The sequence below is a fragment of the Paraburkholderia sp. GAS206C genome (genome assembly GCF_050435645.1).
In the GTDB taxonomy this organism is placed as follows: domain Bacteria; phylum Pseudomonadota; class Gammaproteobacteria; order Burkholderiales; family Burkholderiaceae; genus Paraburkholderia; species Paraburkholderia phenazinium_B.
Window position 1 is genome coordinate 84,463 of record NZ_JBNDKR010000007.1, and the last position, 19,568, is coordinate 104,030.

Genomic DNA, 19,568 nt, shown 5'->3' on the forward strand with positions numbered 1-19,568 from the left:
CGGTAGGAACAACGAGACTTCAGGATGCGCCTTCCGTTTTTTCCGACAAAATCCGCGCTTCGCCACCCATGGCCCCATTGATCAAGATGGATCAAGCAGGAGCGAATCCGGTTACACAGCGGTTACACGAGCCGCAGAAACAGAAAAGGGTTACAGGTGATTTCCCTGTAACCCTTTGATATTCTTGGTGGAGAGGAGGAGGATCGAACTCCCGACCTTCGCATTGCGAACGCGACGCTCTCCCAGCTGAGCTACCCCCCCGACGACAAACGATTCTAGCACAAGGTTTTTCCGTTTTGCCAAGCCGCCAGGCCGCAGCAAAACCTCACCTGGAAGGCGCCCCGGCGAGCACCCAATCCACAACCGTGCGGATATCCACATCGCTCATCGTCGGATGCGGGGGCATCGGCAAAACACCCCACACACCCGAACCGCCATCCTTAACCTTGTTCACAAGTTTCGCGGGCGCTTGCGCATCGCCCTTGTACTTCGCCGCGATCTGCTGAAACGAAGGCCCGACGACCTTGCGGTCCACCGCGTGACAGCCCATGCAAGCATTGGCGCGCGCGATCATCTGACCGCGCGGTGCATCATCCGCCCGCGCCGCCGTCACCAACCCAGCAAGGCCCACCAGAGCAACAACCACGACCCCCGATTTCCGCACCCCGAGCATCACCACGCAACGCCGCATCAAGCCCCGCAACTTCATTGACTAACCGCCGGATTCCCCGGATGAACCGAGCTCGAATTCGTCACCGGCGCAGGCGCCTGCTGCTCAAGCGGACGCGAACTCACCGACGAATCGGGCACCGCACCCACCGTCGCATCCGGCGTCGGCGGAGGCTGCGACGCAACCGGCGCGCTGGCCGCCGGCGCGCTCGTCGCAGTTGCGTCTTGCGGCAGGATGTACTGGAACACCTTCACCACCTGCGTCACACCCGGCACGCGGCTCGCCACGTCGGCGCCACGGGCGCCTTCATCGCGCGTAACAAGCCCCATCAGATACACCGAGCCGTTCTCGCACACCACCTTGAAGTTGTTCGCCGAAATGTTCTTCTCGGCGATCAGTGCCGTCTTGACCCGCGTTTCAAGGTACGAATCGTTGGTCCGCGAAGACAGGTCGGCAGCCGGCCCGATCGTCAGCTCGTTGACGATGGAAGTGACATTGTTGAGCGATCGCACGATCTGCTCGGCCTTCTGCTTCGATGCATCGTCCGGCACTTCGCCGGTCAGCAGCACGCGCCGATTGAAAACCGACACGTTGACGTGCGCGGGATCCGGCAGGTTCTGGTTGATCTGCGCGATCGACTTCACCTGAATCTCGCGATCCTCGGTCTGCGCACCAAGCGTGCGCCGGTCGGTCGCAACCAGCGCACCGCCACCGGCCGCGCCGGCCACCAACAGGAAGCAACCCTGCAACGTCGCGGACAGCCCTGCCGCCAGCCCCACCACCAGTGTGGTCCTCACCAGTGTCGTCTTGATGCGGAATACGCTCATTAACTAGCTCTCCTTCGGAATCAGTCTTCGCCCAGCAACATGGCATCGATGCCGTCGCACAGACAATGGATGGTCAGCAAATGCACTTCCTGAATACGCGCGGTGCGATCTGAGGGCACGCAAATATGAATGTCGGTGTCGCCCAATACCTCGTGCGCTTTGCCACCGCTCCTGCCGGTCAACGCCACCACGATCATCTCGCGCTCGTGCGCTGCCGCGATCGCGGCCAGCACGTTCGCCGAATCGCCCGAGGTCGTGATGGCAAGTAGTACGTCGCCAGGCTGGCCGAATGCCCAGACCTGCTTCGCGAACACCTGCTCGAACGCGTCATCGTTGGCGATCGCGGTGATGATCGACGTGTCGGCCGTCAACGCAATGGCAGGCAAGCCTGGGCGTTCGCGCTCGAAACGGCCCATCAGCTTGGCCGCGAAATGCTGCGCGTTGGCGGCGGATCCACCATTGCCGCACGCAAGAATGCGGTTGCCGTTGGCAAGCGCCATAAACATCGTGTCGATCGCAGCGGCGATCGGCATCGAGAGGGTTTCGAGAGCTTCGGTTGTGACTGCCGCGTTGTCGCGGAAGTGCTGTTGAATACGTTCGACTGACATCGAGTCTCTATCTTTTGCCGCGTATGGACCGCTGCGCGCGGCCGTGTTGTGAAGACAGGTTATTCTGGCTGACGGTGCAGGCAACGCCGATGCGTCACCGGAACCGCCTGGGACGCGTTCGCCGTGTCACTCGTACGCGAGCGCAAGTTTATCGCACTCAGGCGCGATATCCGCAGCGTGGCTCAGACTTCATCGGCACGAAAGGCATCGCGTAACCAGACAAGTCGCCCCGATTCGAACGCGACGACATCGAAACGGCACGCCGGTACGACGCTCACGCGCGTCGCCAGATAATGCCGCGCAGCACGCACCAGCCGCTGACGTTTCTGCCATCCAACGCTGGCCGCCGCGCCACCATAGTGCCAGCGCGCACGCGCCCGGACTTCGACGAACACCAGCGAGCCATCGCGCTCGCGCATCACCAGATCGATCTCTCCGCCGCGACACGCCACGTTGCGCGCTACGAAACGCAACCGCTGGCGCTGCAAGAAGGCGAGTGCGTGAGCTTCGAAGGCGGCTCCGACGTCTTTGGACCCTCCGCGTCCCAAAAAGTTGTGAGCGCCGGAACGGGGCACCGGGCGCTCCGGCTCTGCGTGGCACAATGTCGGCCTTGCTTTGTCTGTCTGCGTCTTCTGTCTCATGACCCCTCTCTCCGAACTTGCGCAAGGGCAGCAATATCCTGCTGCCGCGCTCTATGTGGTGGCGACGCCGATCGGCAACGTCGCGGACATCACGTTGCGCGCGCTGCACGTACTCGGACTGGTGGACCGCATCGCCGCCGAGGACACGCGCAATACCGGCCAATTGCTGGCGCGCTACGGCATCTCGAAACCCCTGCTGGCGGTGCATCAGCACAACGAGCGCGCCGCGGCACTGCGCATCGTCGAACATCTGCAAGCGGGCGAGCGCGTCGCCTACGTGTCCGACGCCGGCACTCCGGGCATTTCGGACCCCGGAGCGAAGCTCGTCGACGCCGTGCGTGAAGCCGGCTTCCCAGTGATTCCATTGCCCGGCGCGAGCGCCCTGGCCACAGCACTCAGTGCCGCCGGCGATTGGGTCGCGACCTTCTCGTTTCTCGGCTTTTTGCCGCCAAAGGCGAAGCAACGCGCTGCAACACTGCAACCACTCGCGACGCATCCTCACGCCATGGTCTTCTACGAAGCGCCGCATCGCATCGTAGAAACAGTCGAAGCGCTGGCCGAAGCATTCGGCGGCGCGCGCAAACTATTGATCGCACGTGAGCTGACGAAGTTACATGAAGCGCTGCATTGCTGCACCCTGGCCGAAGGGCCAACGTGGCTGGCGTCGGACCTGAACCGGCAGCGTGGCGAATTTGTGCTGGTGGTGGAAGGCGCTCAACAGGAAACCGCGGGCGAGCACGATCACGACGCGCTGCTGCGCATCCTGCTGGAAGAGCTGACGGTGAGTAGCGCGGCGAAAGTCGCGGCGGCTATCACGGGAACATCGCGCAATGCGTTGTACACCCGCGCATTGGCTTTGAAGAAGGACGGGGAAGACAGCGAGTAAGAACAAGGGCCGCGCAAGCGGCCCTTGAGTGCGGACAAACGCGCGAGCAGAGCCCACGCGTCTTGCAACACCGGGGGCGAGCAGACGTGCATCACACGCACCGCTCGCTCCAGTCACATCATTTGACGTCGTTCGTATTCGACGCCAGCGTCTCGGCCTGTTCGGCTTTGGCTTCCTTTGGCGTCAGACCGACGATCTGCACGCGCGCCGTGCCCGCCCGCTGCATATGCAGCGCGGTAGCAGCCGCCAGCGAGAGGTCGATGATCCGGCCGCGCGCGAACGGGCCGCGGTCGTTGATCCGGACAATGACCGAACTGTCGTTGGCTGGGTTCGTCACGCGAACGTACGAACCGAGCGGCAGCGTGCGGTGCGCGGCGGTCAGCGCGTGCATGTCGTAGCGCTCGCCGTTCGCCGTGCGACGGCCGTGGAAGAACCTGCCGTACCAGGAGGCGCGCCCGGTTTCGTGGAAACCGGCCACATTGGGACCGTTTTCGGTGAGCGGCTGGGCGTCGGCGAGCGACGTACCGTTAGCTTCAGACGCCGATGCAGCTGGCGTTCCGAAGGCCTGCGGCGCCATCGTACCGGCGCTGCCTGCTTGCGCGCTCTTCGTGCTGAGCGGCGGATTACTTGCCTCGTTGGCTGCGTTCGGGGGCATGGCACACCCTGCGAGCACAAAAAAGGCAAAAAGACTCCCCATACTTCGGGATGACCGAGTTTTCATAAGACGTGCAATCACAATGTCGAGCCGCATCACGCGATAGCTGCGTGTTGCTGCGACTCCGGCGGAAAACGAACGACCACGCGCCGCGCGAAAAAGCGCAGTACGCCGAAGCCCGCACGCGGCATACTCTGCCGCTCCCGCACGGTTAAATTTCACGTCTGGCGCAACCTGTCCCCGGCAGCCTGACCAGACCCCACAAGCCGCCATCGAACGTGGCAAACACGTTCTTGCGCGCCAGACAGCAGCGCGCAGGAACGGCGGCGTAGGCCCCACCCAGCGTCACGGCAGAAGGCCGTTGCAGGCGCGTGGCACCTGGCTGGACGAGACGTGCGCATCGGACGCATCCGATGCTGGATTTGCCGTCGACAACACCGACGGCACTTACTTGACGACGATCAGCGCTCCATTCTTAATGGGGACGCATCGTCCTGTGGCAGCACGGTTTCCCGTACACATGACCGCATTATACCCAAAACACAATTTTGGGATGACAAGCGCTTGATAGCTTTGATGAATTTTCACTATTGCTGCAAAAATAGGTATCGCGGACCAGCCATTTGGCATATCGGCGGGGGGCCCGGTACGCCGGTACAATCAACGTTTTTGCTGCGGCCCACCGTCCTCATGAAAGTCACTCTGATCCCCGTCACCCCGTTCCAGCAGAACTGCTCGCTGCTCGTTTGCGAGGCGACGGGACGCGCCGCCGTTGTCGATCCAGGCGGCGATCTCGAGATCATCCAGGATGAGGTCAAGCGGCAAAACCTGTCGGTCGAAAAGGTTTTCCTCACGCACGGTCACATCGATCATTGCGCCGGCGCGAAAACTTTGGCCACGCACTACGGCGTCCCGATCGACGGTCCACATCCCGACGAGCGTTTCTGGATCGATCAGTTGCCCGCCCAGAGCACGCGTTTCGGCTTCCCTGCAGCGCAGGCGTTCGAACCGGACCGCTGGCTGCAGGACGGCGACACGGTTCAGTTCGGCAATGAGACGCTCGAGGTTTATCACTGCCCGGGGCATACGCCGGGCCATGTGATCTTCTTTAGCCGCGCGCATCGGGTCGCGCTGGTTGGCGATGTGCTGTTTGCGGGCTCGATCGGCCGCACCGATTTTCCGCGCGGCAATCATGCCGATCTGATTCGCGCGATCCGCGAGAAGCTCTGGCCGCTCGGCGACGACGTCACCTTCGTGCCGGGTCATGGGCCCACCTCGACGTTCGGCGCCGAGCGCCGCACGAATCCATACGTCGCAGACGGAGTGCGCGCATGAGCGCCGAAATCTATGTGAGCACCGACGTCGAAGCGGACGGCCCGATCCCCGGCCCGCATTCCATGCTCAGCTTTGCCTCGGCCGCGTACACGGAAGACAAGCAACTCATCGGCACCTTCTCTGCGAACCTGGAAACGCTGGAAGGTGCGACCGCCCATCCGGTTCAGGAGGCATGGTGGAAAACCCAGCCCGAGGCGTGGGCCGCCTGCCGTCTCGATCTGCAGCAGCCCGCCACGGCTTTGAACGCTTACGTAACGTGGGTTGAAGCGTTGCCGGGCAAACCGGTCTTCGTGGCCATGCCGGCCGGCTTCGATTTCACGTTCATGTTCTGGTACATGATGCGCTTCACAGGCCGCTGCCCATTTTCATGGTCTGCGCTGGACATCAAGACGCTCGCCTTCGCGATGACCGGTCTGCCCTATCGCAAGTGCATCAAGCCGCGCCTGCCGCAGCGGTGGTTCGACGACCATCCGCACACCCACGTCGCCCTCGACGATGCGATCGAGCAAGGCGCCCTGTTCTGCAACATGCTCGCCGAGTTGCGCGCCGGCCAGGCCGTTCTCGCCGCTCATGCAGCGGCGGAAACAGTCCCAAAAGATGGGGACGGCTCAGGGCAAAACGCCGCTGCCAAACCGGCAAATTAGGTAATCTCCCTCGTCAGAGCCGTTTTACATTGCGTTTCGTTTTCGTCGCCTCTACTATTAGAGCCACGGCACGCCAACGGAGGCGCAGTTGACACTCGATACGTTCTCGCAAAAGATCCTGCGCCTGCTGCAGCTTGACGCTCGCCGTTCGGTGCAGGAAATCTCCGACCAGGTCGGTCTCTCCAGCACCCCATGCTGGCGGCGGATCAAGGACATGGAGCAATCGGGGGTGATCCAGCGCTACACAGCACTGCTGGATCGCGAAAAGCTGGGGCTGCACGTGTGCGCGCTCGCTCACATCCATCTGACGCGGCACACGGAAGGCGGGGTTGAACAGTTCGAACGCGAGATCGCCACCTGTCCTGAAGTGACCGAGTGCTACAGCACCACCGGCGAATCCGACTACATCCTCAAGATCGTCGCGCCGGACATCAAGGCGTATGACGCGTTTCTGCACGAACGCATCTTCAAGATTCCGGCCGTCGCGCAAGTGCGCACAAGCGTCGTGCTGCGGGAAATCAAGTTCGATACGCAACTACCGCTTTGAGATTCTGATGGCGACGCCAGCCAGGCCGGCCGTCTTCACCTGCCCGGCGCTACCGCGCTAGGCAATGTCATGACGCTCCGGCGCTGCGGCTTCAGCCTGCTCATCCAGAGCAATAGCCCGCAATACGCTCAGATGCCGCACGCCCAGGCGGCTCTTTAGTTCTGCCAGATCAAGATGCGCGAGCCGCTGTGCGTCGCTCTCAATGGCATTGGGCGCGCTGGCAGCTAGCGTCACGTCGACATCGAGGCCAGTGCTCAGGTAATGGATATTGACGCCCGCCGCCCGCTCACCCCGTTCAGCAAGCGCCGCCTCGACCTCCGCGACGACCCGCTCACGGGGCGGCAATCCGATAGGCGGTCGCGCCAGCGCATCGTTTTCCGGATCGACGTGAATCAGCGCATCGAGCACCCGGCTGTCAGTGAGGACGCGCGCCCGGGCCGTCTCAGCAATGTAGTGACCTTCCGATACAGAGATCAGCGGGTCGACCAGGATATGTGCGTCGACGAGCGCGAAGTCACCCATCTTGCGCGTGCGCAGTTCGTGCACATCACGCACACCCGGCGTCGACATCAGCAGTTTGCGTACGTCGGCGGCAGCGGCATCGTCGAGTGCGCGGTCTGATAGATCCTGCAGCGCATCCCAGCCGAACGTCCAGCCCATACGCGCGACCATGAAACCGACAATCGCCGCTGCAATTGGATCGAGAAGTCGCACGCCAGCCAGACTGCCGATAATGCCGAGCGCAACAACCAGCGACGACGCCGCGTCCGAACGCGCATGCCATGCATTGGCAATCAGCATGGCCGAGCGCACCCGTTGAGCTTCGCGCAGCATATAACGAAACAGTGTTTCTTTCGAAACCAGCACCAGCACAGCCACGGCCAGTGCGCTGAGGTGAACGGCGGGAATATCCTGCAAATCGGCCAGCCGCGCTCCGGCGCGCCATAGCATGCCGACACCGACCGCAATTAGCAGCGCACCCAGAAACAACGAAGCCACGGTTTCATAGCGGCTGTGCCCGTAATTGTGATCCGCATCCGGCTTTGCTCCGCTATGCCGATTGGCGATTAGTACGACAAAATCCGAAACGAGATCGGCAAGCGAATGCACGCCATCGGCAACCAGTGCCTGCGAATGGGCGATCATCCCGATGATGATTTGCAGCGTCATCAACACCGAATTGAGCGCGATACTGACAAACGTGCTTTTGCGCGCAACGTGATGTTTTTCCGTGGATTGGGTGGCGAAGGTGGCGGGCATGCGAGCAGATGCGGTTTTTCAATGTGTGGATTCTAACCGCGCTCGCATGACAATCTGCGGAATCCCTTAAAATTCTCTTTTAAATCAGATGCTTATCTAAACGGGAAGTATTCGCGTTCCGGTTCAATAGAATACGCTCCCGCAAGTCACGGAATGCGAAGCTGGAGATCGGTCCGACAGCTAAACATGGACGTAAAAAAACCGCGCACCTTAAGGTTGCGCGGTTCTTCGGCCGAGGGCGCGCTAATGCGCCCACAGGGATACTGCAATTAACGCTGAATCAGAAACTTCTCACGATCCTGACCGGCGATCCAACGCGGCGGCTTACCACGGCCCGACCACGTGCTACCGCTATCCGGATCACGGTATTTCGGCGCGACACCAGCGCGCGGACGGCCCACTTTCGCTGCCTTACCACGGCCGCCGCCTAACTCAGCAAGCGTAATGCCGTAGTCAGCCATCTTCTGTTTGATCTCGTTCAACACTTCCGCGTATTCACGCGACTTTGCTTCTTCGATCTGCTGTTCCAGCTTCTCTCGCTGTGCGAGTAGTTCCTTGTAGGAAGACATAGGTTCCCTTGTGGTTTAGATAAGTGACTACCAGTCTAAGCCGGTTTGCCCTTTGAAAGGTGTTCATGCCTCGGAATTTGCAGGCGAGATTAACACAAAATAGAAAGCGTGGAAAAGTCCAGTTCTTAAATTAATTATGTTTCGTTTCGAAAAATTTCAGGAAACGGCACAGTCAGCAAGTTTTTCATTTACATCTTCTTTCGCAGCTTACGAAAAAGCGAACTCGGCTATGAGTAAATATCTGAATTAACTCCCAAAATATGAAAATTAATATGCCATTTGCACCGGAACATCTCATGGCATGAGAGCTTTCGGCGAACAACCTGCGAGCAGGCGAAATAAATAGTCGAAATGCATCGCGTCTGAGTGTTTTCCCGCAATAGTTCTAGTCACGATCGTTTCACGTTTCGCGTGATGCAATCTTTTAGTGCGGCATGCAAGGAGTCGGCATTTTTTGCGACCTCGTCAAATGTGAAGCGGCTGCGTGCACCTTCGTGTTTCAGATCCGCGCCATAGCGGTCGATGCCAATTAATTCAAGATGATCCGGCCGCTGCGGATGTGCGTCGAAAAACCCCAGCAACGCACGCTCTTCGTCGAAGCTGAGTGGTTCGAACGGATCCAGTTCATTGCCATCGAGCCAGCCCATCGCGCCAAAGCCACCGATATAACGCATCCGCTCGAGCGTCATCACCCAGAAGCTGAAATCGCCCAGCGCGAGGTAGCGCTCGGCGTCCGGGTGATAGCGCAGGTAACGCCCCACCACGGCAGGCGTCGGCTCGACCGTCTCGAACGAGCCTAGCAGCGTGACCCGCTGGCCATTGAGCACATCGCCATCCGGAGCGTGCGCGACTAGGAAGCCCGCACGAGGATCGCCTTGCAGGTTACGGGTGTGTTCGGCCAGGCGACTCACGAGGATCGTAGGACGATGCCGCGCGTCCGGGGCAAACGGCAGGATCGACGGATACGGAAATCCCTCCGGTTGGCGCGAGTGCGTCGCGAGCGTGCCGGCGGCGACCTGGTGGAGCAGATGAAGCGGCGCGTGAGCGGGGATATTCAAGAGCGCGTCCTCGAAGGATGGCGTGGATGGCGTTCGGCCGGCTGGCTCAAGGTGAAAGCGCGGCCGTGGTGCCGTAGAAATTAGATATTAATTCAGCGCTCGCCTGCAGGACCCCGGCCGCTTCGTTAGAATCGGAACTTCGCTTTCAGCCGGCTTTCGCGTCGTTGTCCGGTTCCGTTTTCGCTTTACGCCAACGAGACTTCCGTGTCCGATCGTTCCCCCGACCTTTCCGCGCTTCCCGCCGCCCATCGCGATCTGCCGGCCACCTCGTTGCAGCGCGCCCGCTATGCAACGATGGCGCTCTTCTTTATCGCCGGGATGATGTACGCGTCGTGGGGGGTACACGTGCCGACCGTGCGCGACCGCTTCCATCTGAATCCGGCGCTGCTGTCGATCGCACTGCTGGCGGTGGCAGGCGGCTCGATCACCGCGATGGCGACCAACGCCTCGTGGATTGCGCGGGTCGGCACACGCCGCGCGTGTCTCGCTGGCGGCCTTGCGATGGCGGTCTGCGCCGCGTTGATCCTGATAGTTCCGTTTTACTGGATGCTGCTGGTTGTGCTGGCAGTCTTTGGCGCCGGAATGGCAACGCTAGATGTGGCGATGAACGCCGAAGCGAGCGCAGTCGAGCAGACGCTCGGACGGCCAATCATGTCCCAGTTGCACGGTATGTTCAGCGTTGGCGGGATGGTGGGCGCCGCCGTCGGCGGAGTGTTGCTGTCACGTGGTATGGCGCCGGCCGTTCATCTCGCTCTCGTTGCCATCCTGAGTGCGCTCGTGCTGCTGGTGGCGTGTCCCGCGGTTTTGCCTCATGTGCCGCAGGCGGATCATCCGGATGCCGCGACGCCGCGCGCCAACCGCTGGCACTCGCCGGCGCTGTGGGCGCTCGGAGCGACTGCGCTGGTGGCGCTGATCGCCGAAGGAGCGATGTACGACTGGGCCACCGTCTACATGCGCGACGTCGTCGTCGCGACGCCGGCGCTCGCGAGCGCGGCGTACGCGGCGTTTTCGGGCGGCATGGCGGCGGCCCGCTTTGCCGGCGATGCCGTGCGCGCCCGCTTCGGCGCCCCGCAGCTGGTGATGGCAAGCGCGTCGCTGGCGTGTGCCGGGATGATCGGCGCGCTGCTGTTGCCCTACTCGTTCACAGCGTTGACAGGATTCACGCTGATGGGCCTCGGGCTGGCCAACATGATGCCGGTGCTATTCGCGGCGGCCGCGCGGGTCGAAGGGATTCATGCGGCGGAAGGGCTTGCGCATGTCGCGGGGCTCGCTTATTTCGGACTACTGCTCGGGCCGGTGATCATCGGCGGGGTCGCGCAGGTGACCAGCCTGCCGATCGGGCTATCTGTGGTCGCGATATGTTCGGCGGTGATCGCGTTCGCCGGGCCGAAGGTATTGCGTCGTTTGAAGATCTGACGGAGACGGGCGCAGCGAGCCGGTCAACGGCTCGTGGCAGCGTCCGAAACGTGCCGCCTTACGTTACGTTACATGGGCTTGCCGCACGATCCCGTTCCGCGACACATGAATGCTTGCGACACTCGTCGATGACTCTGCCGGGAGTCGTAGTGCTTTGATTTTTATCGATTTATTCTGCACGACAGGGCGCTCCGTACAAATGGCATAAGCCTTGCAGTTAGCTCCCCCACTGGTTCAATCAGGGGGAGCATAAACATGAATCGCAATTTCAAGATGACGGCCATCGCCATGTGCGTGTCGTCAGTGATGGTACTTCAAGGCTGCGGCGGGTCCACGGTCAATAAACCGCCGACGACGGGTAGCGGCTCGGGGAGCGGTGGCGTAATTGGCACAGGCGGCGGTTCGGGCGCGGGTGCAGGCGGTGGCTCGGGTACGGGCACGCATACTCCGACACCGACTCCGACTCCGACACCGACACCGACTCCGACTCCGACACCAACGCCGACTCCGACTCCGACTCCGACGCCAACACCGACGCCGACGCCGACGCCAACACCGACACCGACGCCGACGCCGACGCCGACGCCAACACCGACACCGACTCCGACGCCCACACCGACGCCGACCCCAACGCCGACGCCGACGCCGACGCCAACACCGACACCGACTCCGACTCCGACTCCGACTCCGACGCCGACGCCGACGCCGACGCCGACGCCGACGCCGACGCCAACGCCGACGCCAACGCCAACGCCAACGCCGACTCCGACTCCGACTCCGACGCCGACGCCGACGCCAACGCCGACGCCAACGCCAACGCCAACACCGACGCCAACGCCGACGCCAACACCAACCCCCAGCGCCAACGCCGTCGGCGTAGTCATCCAGAACGCGGGCAACGTTGTCTCGTCGACCGGCCAGACCGTCTCCTCACTGGGCAGCCAGATCGGCCTCACGCCGCTGCCCGGCGGCAACTCGGCGACCACCACGGCGCTCGGCAACATCCTGTCGAACTTCGGCAACGGCGTCACCGCTGTTGGCATGGGCGCGACGAACGGCCTCGGCCAGCTCGGCCTGTCGAGCAATCCGCTGGGCATCACGATCTCGAGCAGCGGCAACCTTGTCTACGACGCGGGCCAGGCAGTCAACAGCGCCGGGAAACTCGTGACGAGTCTCGGCAGCGGCCCGACAGCTGCGCTCAGTCCACTGACGACACCGCTCGGCAGCACCGTCTCCACCGTTGGCCTTGCAGTCGCCGGACTCGGCACCCAGCTTGGCAAGACGCTTTCGACCGGTCCGATCGAGCAGCTCACGACCTCGGTCAGCACCGCCATCACGCCGATCACCTCGACCCTCGCGCAGACGACGCAAACCGTCGGCGAGGCTACCGGGCTCGGTGCGCCGCTGAACGGCCTGCTGTCGACGGTCGGCCACGGACTGGATAGCGCCGGCAACAAGATCAGCACAGCAACCGGCAACCCGGTCGGCGAGAATCTCGGTACCGTCGTCACCAGGCTCGGCGATACCGTCACTTCGGCTGGCGGTCTGCTGGTAGGCGGCACCGGTAGCAACCCGCTGGGCGGCAACCCACTCGCGCCGATCACCAGCATCCTGACAGCCCTGCCCGGCACGCTGAGCGGCGGCCTGACAGGCGGCAGCGGTAGCTCGGGTGGCCCGCTTGCGCCGATTACCGGCGTGCTGAGCACGGTGACCTCGTCGTTGACGGGTGCCCTCAGCGGCGCCAGCGGCGGCTCGGGCAACCCATTGGCGCCAGTCACCTCAGCGGTTTCCTCGCTGACCGGCGCACTGGGTTCGGTGACGGGAAGTGTTTCGATCTCCGGCTCGGCGAGCGCGTCCGGATCCGGCTCCGCAAGCGGCAGTGCCAGTGCCGCCGCCAGTCTGCTGACGCCAATCACAGGACTGGTGAGTTCGCTGACAGGTGGACTGGCCCTCTCGAGCTCAGGCAGTAGTTCCAGCAGCAGTAGCTCGAGCAGTAGCTCAGGCGGCCTGCTCGGCGTGCTGGCGCCCAAGAAATAACGACGGCAATTAAAAGAAGCAGTACCAGGGGGCGGCGGACCGGGTAACCGGTCCGCCGGTTTTTATTGCGCACCGGCAAACGCAATCAGGCGGGAAATACAGCGCATTGCGCGCCTAGAGTTCGTTATAGGTGTCGTAGGTATTGCAGAAGTCGTTACGTACGACGAAGTTGGTATACGTCATCGTGACGGACGGCTCGAGTCCTTCCACGTAGTGCCACCATCCGATCGGCAGAAACAGCAGGTCGCCAGGCCCGATCGTGCATTCGATCAGGTTTGCCTGCTGTACAGCCGGAAACCGCGTCGCATCGATCGCGTTGCCGTCCACCTGCGTATAACAATGCAAGTGGTTGTACATATACGGCGTATCCGACATCGGAATCAGCTTGATCCGCTTGCGCCCAATCACCTGGGCCATGAAGTTGTTGGTGAGATCGTGATGAAACGGCGTCTTTGTACCGCCCGGTCCAAACCAGAAAAACCCCGTATCCGGCGACGCAGGATCGAGATACTCGCGAATCGTCGGCGCGTCTTCCCATAGCGCCGCAAGCGAGGCGCGATTAATCGACGTGTTGTTCGCCGTCATATAAAAGTCGTTGGTCGGCCGGCTGCGTTCGACCAGATCCACATATTCGCGGAACGGCATCTTGCGCTTCAGGTTCGGCTGATTGATCTCGTAGTTCGGATCCGATTCGCGGCCAAACTGGACTTCAACTTCGCAATCGCCGCAACGCGCGCGAAAGTAATCGAAACTCCATTGCGTGCGTGCCGGCCATGAGTCGAATGCGCCCGTGATAATCACCGGCCGGTTCTGAAAGTAGTACTGCTCAAAGAATTCTTCGCGCGTAAGCCGCTCGCGCCGCTCGACCGCGGCGCCGCTCGCGCGCATCCTGCTTAGCTGGCCATATACGGATAAGGTCCAGTCGCGCTTGCGCAAACGATTGCGCAGGCGCGTGCCACCCTGCAGATAGGGGCTGGCAAGTGCGGTGTTGATTTCGAGCGCGGCTTCGTCGGCATCGAAACCTTCGTTGAGCATGGCAGCGTGGAGCGACTGCGCGGTTGCCCCAAGCAAAAGATTTTCAGCAATCCAGCGACGCATATCGTCGTTCGTGCGAGTCATGGTCGGCCCCCCTCTCTCTGTTTTTGATTTGTCCGATCGTTAGATTCTCATGCGCGCGCCCAAAAGAAAAGGCGTGCATTCCTGAAAGAATGCACGCCTTGAATCGTCCAGCAGACGGCAGGCAAAACGCCCACCGTCATGCGGCAAAAACTTACATCTTGACCACGTCCAGCAGCGTCTTCTTGCCGCCCTTGTAGTCGTACAGCGAGATCACGCCGTGCTGCAGGTCGCCGTGCGAATCGAACGTCGTTTCGCCAATCACGCCCTTGTAGTCGGTCGTCGGCATTGCTGCCAGGATCTTTGCCGGATCCGTCGAGTTAGCACGCTTCATAGCATCGACAATGATGTACACAGCATCATACGTGAACGGAGCGTAGATCTGGATCGGCTGACCAAAACGCTTTTCGTACTTGGCTTCGAACGCCTTGCCGCCAGCCATCTTCTCGAGCGCCATACCGGCTTCCGAGCAGACGATGTTGTCGGTTGCGTCGCCAGCCAGGTCGGATAGGCCGTCGGTACAGACACCGTCACCCGCCAGAACCTTCGCGCGCAGGCCGAGCTGCTTGGCTTGCTTCGCGAACGGGCCGCCGGTGGCGTCCATGCCGCCGTACATGATCGCGTCAGGGTTTTCGCCCTTGATCTTCGTCAGAATGGCGCGGAAGTCGACAGCCTTGTCGTTGGTCGCGTCATGCGACACCACGTTCAGGCCGAGCGACTTGGCGGTCTTCTCGAACTCGTTTGCCAGACCCTGACCGTAAGCGGTCGAGTCGTCGACGATCGCGACGCTCTTCACCTTCAGTTCTTTGGCTGCGTAGTTAGCCAGTGCCGGGCCTTGTTGCGCATCGGTCGCCACGACGCGGTACGTCGTCTTGAAGCCCTGTTGCGTGTAAGCCGGGTTCGTTGCCGACGGCGAGATCTGCACGATACCTGCATCGCTATAGATCTTCGAAGCCGGAATCGAGGTGCCCGAGTTCAAGTGGCCGACCACTGCAACGACCTTGTCGTCAACCAGCTTCTGGGCAACCTGCGTTGCCGTACGCGGGTCAGCCGCGTCGTCTTGTGCGTCGAGTTGCAGCGTGACCTTCTGGCCGCCAATCGTCAGACCCTTGGCGTTGATTTCTTCAACCGCCAGACGAGCGCCGTTTTCGTTGTCTTTACCCAGGTGAGCAATACCGCCGGTAAGCGGTGCGACGTGGCCGATCTTGACGACCTCGTCCGCCACCGCGCCCGTTGCCAACGACGCAAACAACATGGCAGCAGCGCTGATCGGCAACAGCTTTTGAATCTTGATGTTCATGTAAGTCTCCAGTTTCGGTCCCAAAAACAACGTAATCGCCCTGTGCCCCGCTTCCTTCTCGTGTCGCTCAGTCCCGTGGACGACCACGCCGGTTGCATCGTGTATGCACTTGGACAGTACGTCAATCGGCCTGTTTGTGGCAGGCGGCTATGCGTACTTGCGCGCAAGTGTAGGCTATCAAATTAATTTGTGGGATTTTTTTGAGTAAGTGGGATGAACACTAATAGCGTTTATCCCACAACGTCGAATGAGAAGACGCGAAACACCCCGGAGAACACCAGCCGGCGCGGGTTTCCCTCAAACGGGTGGTTTGCCGCGAGGGCCGGGTAAAGGTTTTTCAGGCCTATGCCATTAATTCGCGGAATAAGGATTGAGCGGCGCAAACGATAGCGCCATCGCACGGACGCGACACCCGCCCGATGCCCCGGTCGACGCTACGCAATTTATCCAGCAAGAGCGGCGATATTCGCGGCCGCCTCACGCCATTCCGCGTGCAACTGTTCGACCAGTTCCGCCGCGGGCAGCCCTTCCTTACGCTTGCTTCCGAGCGGCGCGGCCTGCCCCGACCATAAAGACAGATAGTCGCCGTTATTGGCGCGGCTCGCGGTCTGCCGCAATTCCTGCGTCAGCGCGTTTTGCACCGGGTACGGCGCAACGTTTCCAGGCTGTTCGCTCAACTGCCGCATCAGCGGATTGCGTATGCCGCGTGCATGCCGGCCGGTGATGGCACGGGTGACCTCGGTCGCCGTATCGGGCAACGTGCGCACGCGGGTCTTCCAGTCTGCGGGAATCGCGCTTTCGGCGCAGGTGAGGAACGCGGTGCCCATTTGCGCGGCTTGCGCCCCAAGCGCAAGGGCGGCCACGATGCCGCGTCCATCCATGATGCCGCCCGCGGCCAGCACCGGCAGACCGGTGGCGTCGACCAGTTGCGGCACCAGCGCCATCGTGCCCACCAGCGCATCCTCGAAGCGGCCGATGAAAGTGCCGCGATGCGCGCCCGCTTCGGAGCCTTGCGCGGCGATCGCATCGGCGCCGATGTCGCGCCACGCGACACCTTCGGCCGTATGCGTCGCCGTGCCGATTACATAACTGCCGGCCGCGTGCAGACGCTCGACATCCTGCGCGGAGATCAAACCGAAAGTGAAACTCACCACCGGCACACGCAATTCGATCAGCATGTCCAGTTGTTCCCGGAAGTCGGGGGCGTAGCGCGCGAGCGGCTGGCCTGGCGGCAGGCCCAGTTCGGCGCGCAGCGGATCGATGCTACTCAGCGCGCGGCGCACGGTGGCGTCGTCCGGTGCCGACGGCTCCAGCACGAACAGATTCACGCCGAACGGACGGCTGGTGAGCGCGCGAATCGCTGCCACTTCGCTGGCGAGTTTCTCCGCGGTAAAAGGCGCGGCGGCGAGAAACCCGAGGGCGCCCGCATTCGAAACGGCAGCCACCATGGCGGGTGAAGTCGGGCCCCCCGCCATCGGCGCCTGCACGACCGGCACGCGCAGATCGAAACGTTCGGCAAACGGCGAGGCGAAACGATGTACGTTACTCATGATGACGTCCTTCGGCATGGGGTGCCCACATCGCGCGTGGGCTGTTGCTGACGACTCTACTGGAGCGCCGTAACGCCGAAAAATGAATTATCGAGAACGTTTCCATCGTCGAACGAGAAAGCCGGGCGCGGCAAGGAGGCAGCGCGCGCCGCGTCTGGCCGCTCTGCACGGCCTTTCTTTTAGTGGCAAACTGACCGCCCGCCGCGGGCTTTGCCCGCTTGCACCTACCGCAATTTGAAGGAGAGTGACGTGAGCGTGACTACCCGTTGGATCGACATTCCCGCCGGCGACGACAGTTTCGAGGGTTATCTGGCGCTGCCCAAAAGCGGCAAGGGACCGGCCGTCATCATCATTCAGGAAATCTTCGGTGTTAATAGCCATATTCGCGCGGTCGCCGAACAGTACGCGCAAGATGGCTACGTGGCACTCGCGCCGGATATTTTCTGGCGTACCCAGCCGCGCGTCGAACTGACCTATGTCGGCGCCGACCGTGACAAGGGGATCGAAATCCTGCAAAAGACCGACGTGGGACTGGCCGTGGCCGACATCAGCGCAACGGCGGCCGCTCTGCGCGCGATGCCGGAAGTGACCGGCAAGGTGGCGGCCATTGGCTATTGCTTCGGCGGCCGGCTCGCCTATCTGACTGCCGCGCAAAACACGATCGACCTGGGCGTGAGCTACTACGGCGGCGGCATCCAGAATCTGCTCGACGAAGCCGCGAAGATCAAGGTGCCGATGCAGTTCCACTACGGCGAGCTCGACCACGGCATTCCTCTGGAAGCAGTGGGCCAGGTGCAGGAACGTTTCGCCGGCCGTGGCGATGCGGAATTCCACATCTATCCGAATGCCGATCACGGCTTTAACTGCACCGACCGCGCGTCGTACAACCAGCACGCCGCGGCGCTGGCCCACGGCCGCACGCTGACGTTCCTCGGCGAACGTCTGTAAGCGGCCCGGCGTGCTCTCCGACTACCTCGCCCATGACGCGATGGGTCTCGCCGAGCTGGTGCGCGCGCGCGCGGCCAGCGCGCGCGAGTTGCTCGACATCGCCATCGCTCGCGCCGAAGCGGCCAACCCCGCGATCAACGCGATCGTTCTTAAGGACTACGAGGCCGCGCGCGAACGCGCGTCGCGCGATGATGCAAGCGCGCTCGGCGACGGCCCGCTCGCGGGCGTACCTTATCTGATCAAGGATCTGGGTGCGCCGGTGGCGGGGTTGCGGATGTCGATGGGCAGTCGCCACTACCGGCACTTCGTGCCCACCGAAGACGCGCCGGTGGTTGCGTTGGCGCGCGCCGCAGGTCTTAACATCTTCGCCAAGACCAACACGCCGGAACTCGGTCAGATGCCCTATACCGAGCCCGAGCTGTTCGGCCCTTGCCGCAATCCGTGGAGTCTCGATCACACGCCGGGCGGCTCGAGCGGCGGAGCGGGCGCTGCAGTCGCAGCCGGTATCGTGCCGTTGGCGCATGCTTCCGACGGCGGCGGTTCGATCCGCATTCCCGCCTCCTGCTGCGGTCTCTTTGGTCTTAAGCCATCGCGCGGACTGGTGCCGGGTTTGCATGCGCCCGGGGCCGGCGAGTTGGGCGTCGATCACGCCATCTCACGCAGCGTGCGCGACAGCGCACTGCTGCTCGACCTCGTGACCGGGCAAACGCAGCAAGGCGCCATCGGCACACCCGGTACGTTTCTGGGTGCGGTGACCGAGCCGTGCCGGCCATTGACGATTGCCTATGTGACCGAGCCGATGCTGGCACCCACGTTATCTGCCGACGTACGCGCGGCGCTCGATGATGCGGCGAAACTCGCAGCATCGCTCGGCCATCACGTGGAGCCGGTCTCGCTCGGTATCGATTTCGAAGCAGTCCGCCATGCGTTCCTGATGCTGTGTTCGGTGACCACTCGCGACATGGTGCTCAACGCAGATCGCATCACCGGTCGCAAACCGATGCGCGAAGAGTTCGAAATCGCCACGTGGGCGATGGCGCAAATCGGCCGCAAGCTCGGCGAACGCGCATTGCCTGCCGCGCTCGAGGAACAACGCCGCATCACCGCGAAGCTGACCGATCTGCTGTCGCGCTACGACGTGATCCTGTGCGCGACGCTGGCCTCCGCGCCGATCAAGATCGGTGAGATGCAACCGAGCGCAAGCGAGCGCATGCAGATGCGTGCGGTCGTCACGATGCCGATCGAGGCGCTCCTGAAAAGAATGCTCGCTGAAGCCGCCGACAAGGCATTCGCCTGGGCCGGCTGCACCGAGATATTCAATCTGAGCGGACAGCCTGCGATGTCGGTGCCGCTTTACTGGAATGCCCGTGGCTTGCCGGTGGGTGTGCAATTCGCGGCGCGTGAGGGTGGTGAAGCGACATTGTTGCGCCTGGCCGCGCAACTTGAAACCGCACGTCCCTGGTTCTCCAGAAGACCGCCTTTGATGCCAGCACGCATCTAG

General features: G+C 62.2%; 18 protein-coding genes, 1 tRNA gene and 1 pseudogene. 8 read left to right on the forward strand and 12 right to left on the reverse strand.

What is annotated here, in order from left to right:
• Positions 1-185 precede the first annotated feature (185 nt).
• The 5 genes from P3T20_RS20075 to P3T20_RS20095 all read right to left on the reverse strand — a co-directional run bounded on the left by P3T20_RS20075 (position 186) and on the right by P3T20_RS20095 (position 2,746).
• A tRNA-Ala gene (locus tag P3T20_RS20075) sits at positions 186-261 on the reverse strand.
• A gap of 64 nt (positions 262-325) precedes the next feature.
• The gene (locus P3T20_RS20080; protein ID WP_074265908.1) at positions 326-673 is read right to left on the reverse strand and encodes a c-type cytochrome; all 348 of its coding nucleotides are present in this window, start codon (positions 671-673) and stop codon (positions 326-328) included.
• Between the two features lie 32 nt (positions 674-705).
• The gene (locus P3T20_RS20085) at positions 706-1,497 is read right to left on the reverse strand and encodes a BON domain-containing protein (protein WP_074263121.1); all 792 of its coding nucleotides are present in this window, start codon (positions 1,495-1,497) and stop codon (positions 706-708) included.
• A 20-nt stretch (positions 1,498-1,517) separates the two neighbouring features.
• Positions 1,518-2,105, reverse strand: coding sequence for a phosphoheptose isomerase (locus P3T20_RS20090; protein ID WP_074263120.1), 588 nt, complete (start codon positions 2,103-2,105; stop codon positions 1,518-1,520).
• A 182-nt stretch (positions 2,106-2,287) separates the two neighbouring features.
• Complete coding sequence (locus P3T20_RS20095; RefSeq protein WP_083611344.1) at positions 2,288-2,746, reverse strand: YraN family protein; 459 nt, start codon at positions 2,744-2,746, stop codon at positions 2,288-2,290.
• On the opposite strand from P3T20_RS20095, the gene rsmI reads away from it, so the two are divergent.
• Complete coding sequence (gene rsmI, locus P3T20_RS20100) at positions 2,745-3,632, forward strand: 16S rRNA (cytidine(1402)-2'-O)-methyltransferase (RefSeq protein WP_074263119.1); 888 nt, start codon at positions 2,745-2,747, stop codon at positions 3,630-3,632. The genes P3T20_RS20095 and rsmI overlap by 2 nt on opposite strands.
• 118 nt (positions 3,633-3,750) lie before the next feature.
• On the opposite strand, the gene P3T20_RS20105 is transcribed toward rsmI, so the two are convergent.
• Complete coding sequence (locus P3T20_RS20105; RefSeq protein ID WP_429287656.1) at positions 3,751-4,353, reverse strand: septal ring lytic transglycosylase RlpA family protein; 603 nt, start codon at positions 4,351-4,353, stop codon at positions 3,751-3,753.
• Between the two features lie 624 nt (positions 4,354-4,977).
• Here P3T20_RS20105 and P3T20_RS20110 point away from each other — a divergent pair.
• The 3 genes from P3T20_RS20110 to P3T20_RS20120 all read left to right on the forward strand — a co-directional run bounded on the left by P3T20_RS20110 (position 4,978) and on the right by P3T20_RS20120 (position 6,813).
• Entirely contained in the window at positions 4,978-5,622 is a 645-nt protein-coding gene (locus P3T20_RS20110) for an MBL fold metallo-hydrolase (RefSeq protein ID WP_074263117.1), read from the forward strand.
• Entirely contained in the window at positions 5,619-6,266 is a 648-nt protein-coding gene (locus P3T20_RS20115) for an exonuclease (RefSeq protein WP_074263116.1), read from the forward strand. The genes P3T20_RS20110 and P3T20_RS20115 overlap by 4 nt, the downstream gene beginning before the upstream one ends.
• 88 nt (positions 6,267-6,354) lie before the next feature.
• The gene (locus P3T20_RS20120; protein WP_074263115.1) at positions 6,355-6,813 is read left to right on the forward strand and encodes an Lrp/AsnC family transcriptional regulator; all 459 of its coding nucleotides are present in this window, start codon (positions 6,355-6,357) and stop codon (positions 6,811-6,813) included.
• Positions 6,814-6,870: 57 nt separating this feature from the next.
• On the opposite strand, the gene P3T20_RS20125 is transcribed toward P3T20_RS20120, so the two are convergent.
• From P3T20_RS20125 to P3T20_RS20135, 3 genes are all read right to left on the reverse strand, one after another.
• Positions 6,871-8,073: a cation diffusion facilitator family transporter gene (locus tag P3T20_RS20125; protein WP_074263114.1), complete on the reverse strand. Its 1,203-nt coding sequence runs from the start codon at positions 8,071-8,073 to the stop codon at positions 6,871-6,873.
• 269 nt (positions 8,074-8,342) lie between these two features.
• Positions 8,343-8,642 carry an H-NS family nucleoid-associated regulatory protein gene (locus P3T20_RS20130; protein WP_074263113.1) on the reverse strand — a complete coding sequence of 100 codons (300 nt, stop codon included), beginning with the start codon at positions 8,640-8,642 and terminating at the stop codon, positions 8,343-8,345.
• 389 nt (positions 8,643-9,031) lie between these two features.
• On the reverse strand, positions 9,032-9,700 hold the full coding sequence (locus P3T20_RS20135) for a HugZ family protein (protein WP_074263112.1): 669 nt from the start codon (positions 9,698-9,700) through the stop codon (positions 9,032-9,034).
• A gap of 204 nt (positions 9,701-9,904) precedes the next feature.
• Here P3T20_RS20135 and P3T20_RS20140 point away from each other — a divergent pair, with 204 nt between their 5' ends.
• Both P3T20_RS20140 and P3T20_RS20145 read left to right on the forward strand, forming a co-directional pair.
• On the forward strand, positions 9,905-11,116 hold the full coding sequence (locus tag P3T20_RS20140) for an MFS transporter (protein ID WP_074263111.1): 1,212 nt from the start codon (positions 9,905-9,907) through the stop codon (positions 11,114-11,116).
• A 768-nt stretch (positions 11,117-11,884) separates the two neighbouring features.
• Positions 11,885-13,153 (forward strand): annotated as a pseudogene (locus tag P3T20_RS20145) (collagen-like triple helix repeat-containing protein); the annotation flags it as partial.
• A 114-nt stretch (positions 13,154-13,267) separates the two neighbouring features.
• Here P3T20_RS20145 and P3T20_RS20150 read toward each other — a convergent pair.
• The 3 genes from P3T20_RS20150 to P3T20_RS20160 all read right to left on the reverse strand — a co-directional run bounded on the left by P3T20_RS20150 (position 13,268) and on the right by P3T20_RS20160 (position 17,119).
• Positions 13,268-14,272, reverse strand: a complete 1,005-nt coding sequence (locus P3T20_RS20150; protein ID WP_074263110.1) for a cupin-like domain-containing protein — start codon at positions 14,270-14,272, stop codon at positions 13,268-13,270.
• 151 nt (positions 14,273-14,423) lie between these two features.
• Positions 14,424-15,569 carry a branched-chain amino acid ABC transporter substrate-binding protein gene (locus tag P3T20_RS20155; protein ID WP_074263109.1) on the reverse strand — a complete coding sequence of 382 codons (1,146 nt, stop codon included), beginning with the start codon at positions 15,567-15,569 and terminating at the stop codon, positions 14,424-14,426.
• 443 nt (positions 15,570-16,012) lie between these two features.
• Positions 16,013-17,119, reverse strand: a complete 1,107-nt coding sequence (locus P3T20_RS20160; protein ID WP_074265906.1) for an NAD(P)H-dependent flavin oxidoreductase — start codon at positions 17,117-17,119, stop codon at positions 16,013-16,015.
• 249 nt (positions 17,120-17,368) lie between these two features.
• Between P3T20_RS20160 and P3T20_RS20165 the strand changes: the two genes are divergently transcribed.
• Positions 17,369-18,067, forward strand: coding sequence for a dienelactone hydrolase family protein (locus P3T20_RS20165; protein ID WP_074263108.1), 699 nt, complete (start codon positions 17,369-17,371; stop codon positions 18,065-18,067).
• A gap of 40 nt (positions 18,068-18,107) precedes the next feature.
• Positions 18,108-19,568, forward strand: coding sequence for an amidase (locus P3T20_RS20170; protein ID WP_074263107.1), 1,461 nt, complete (start codon positions 18,108-18,110; stop codon positions 19,566-19,568).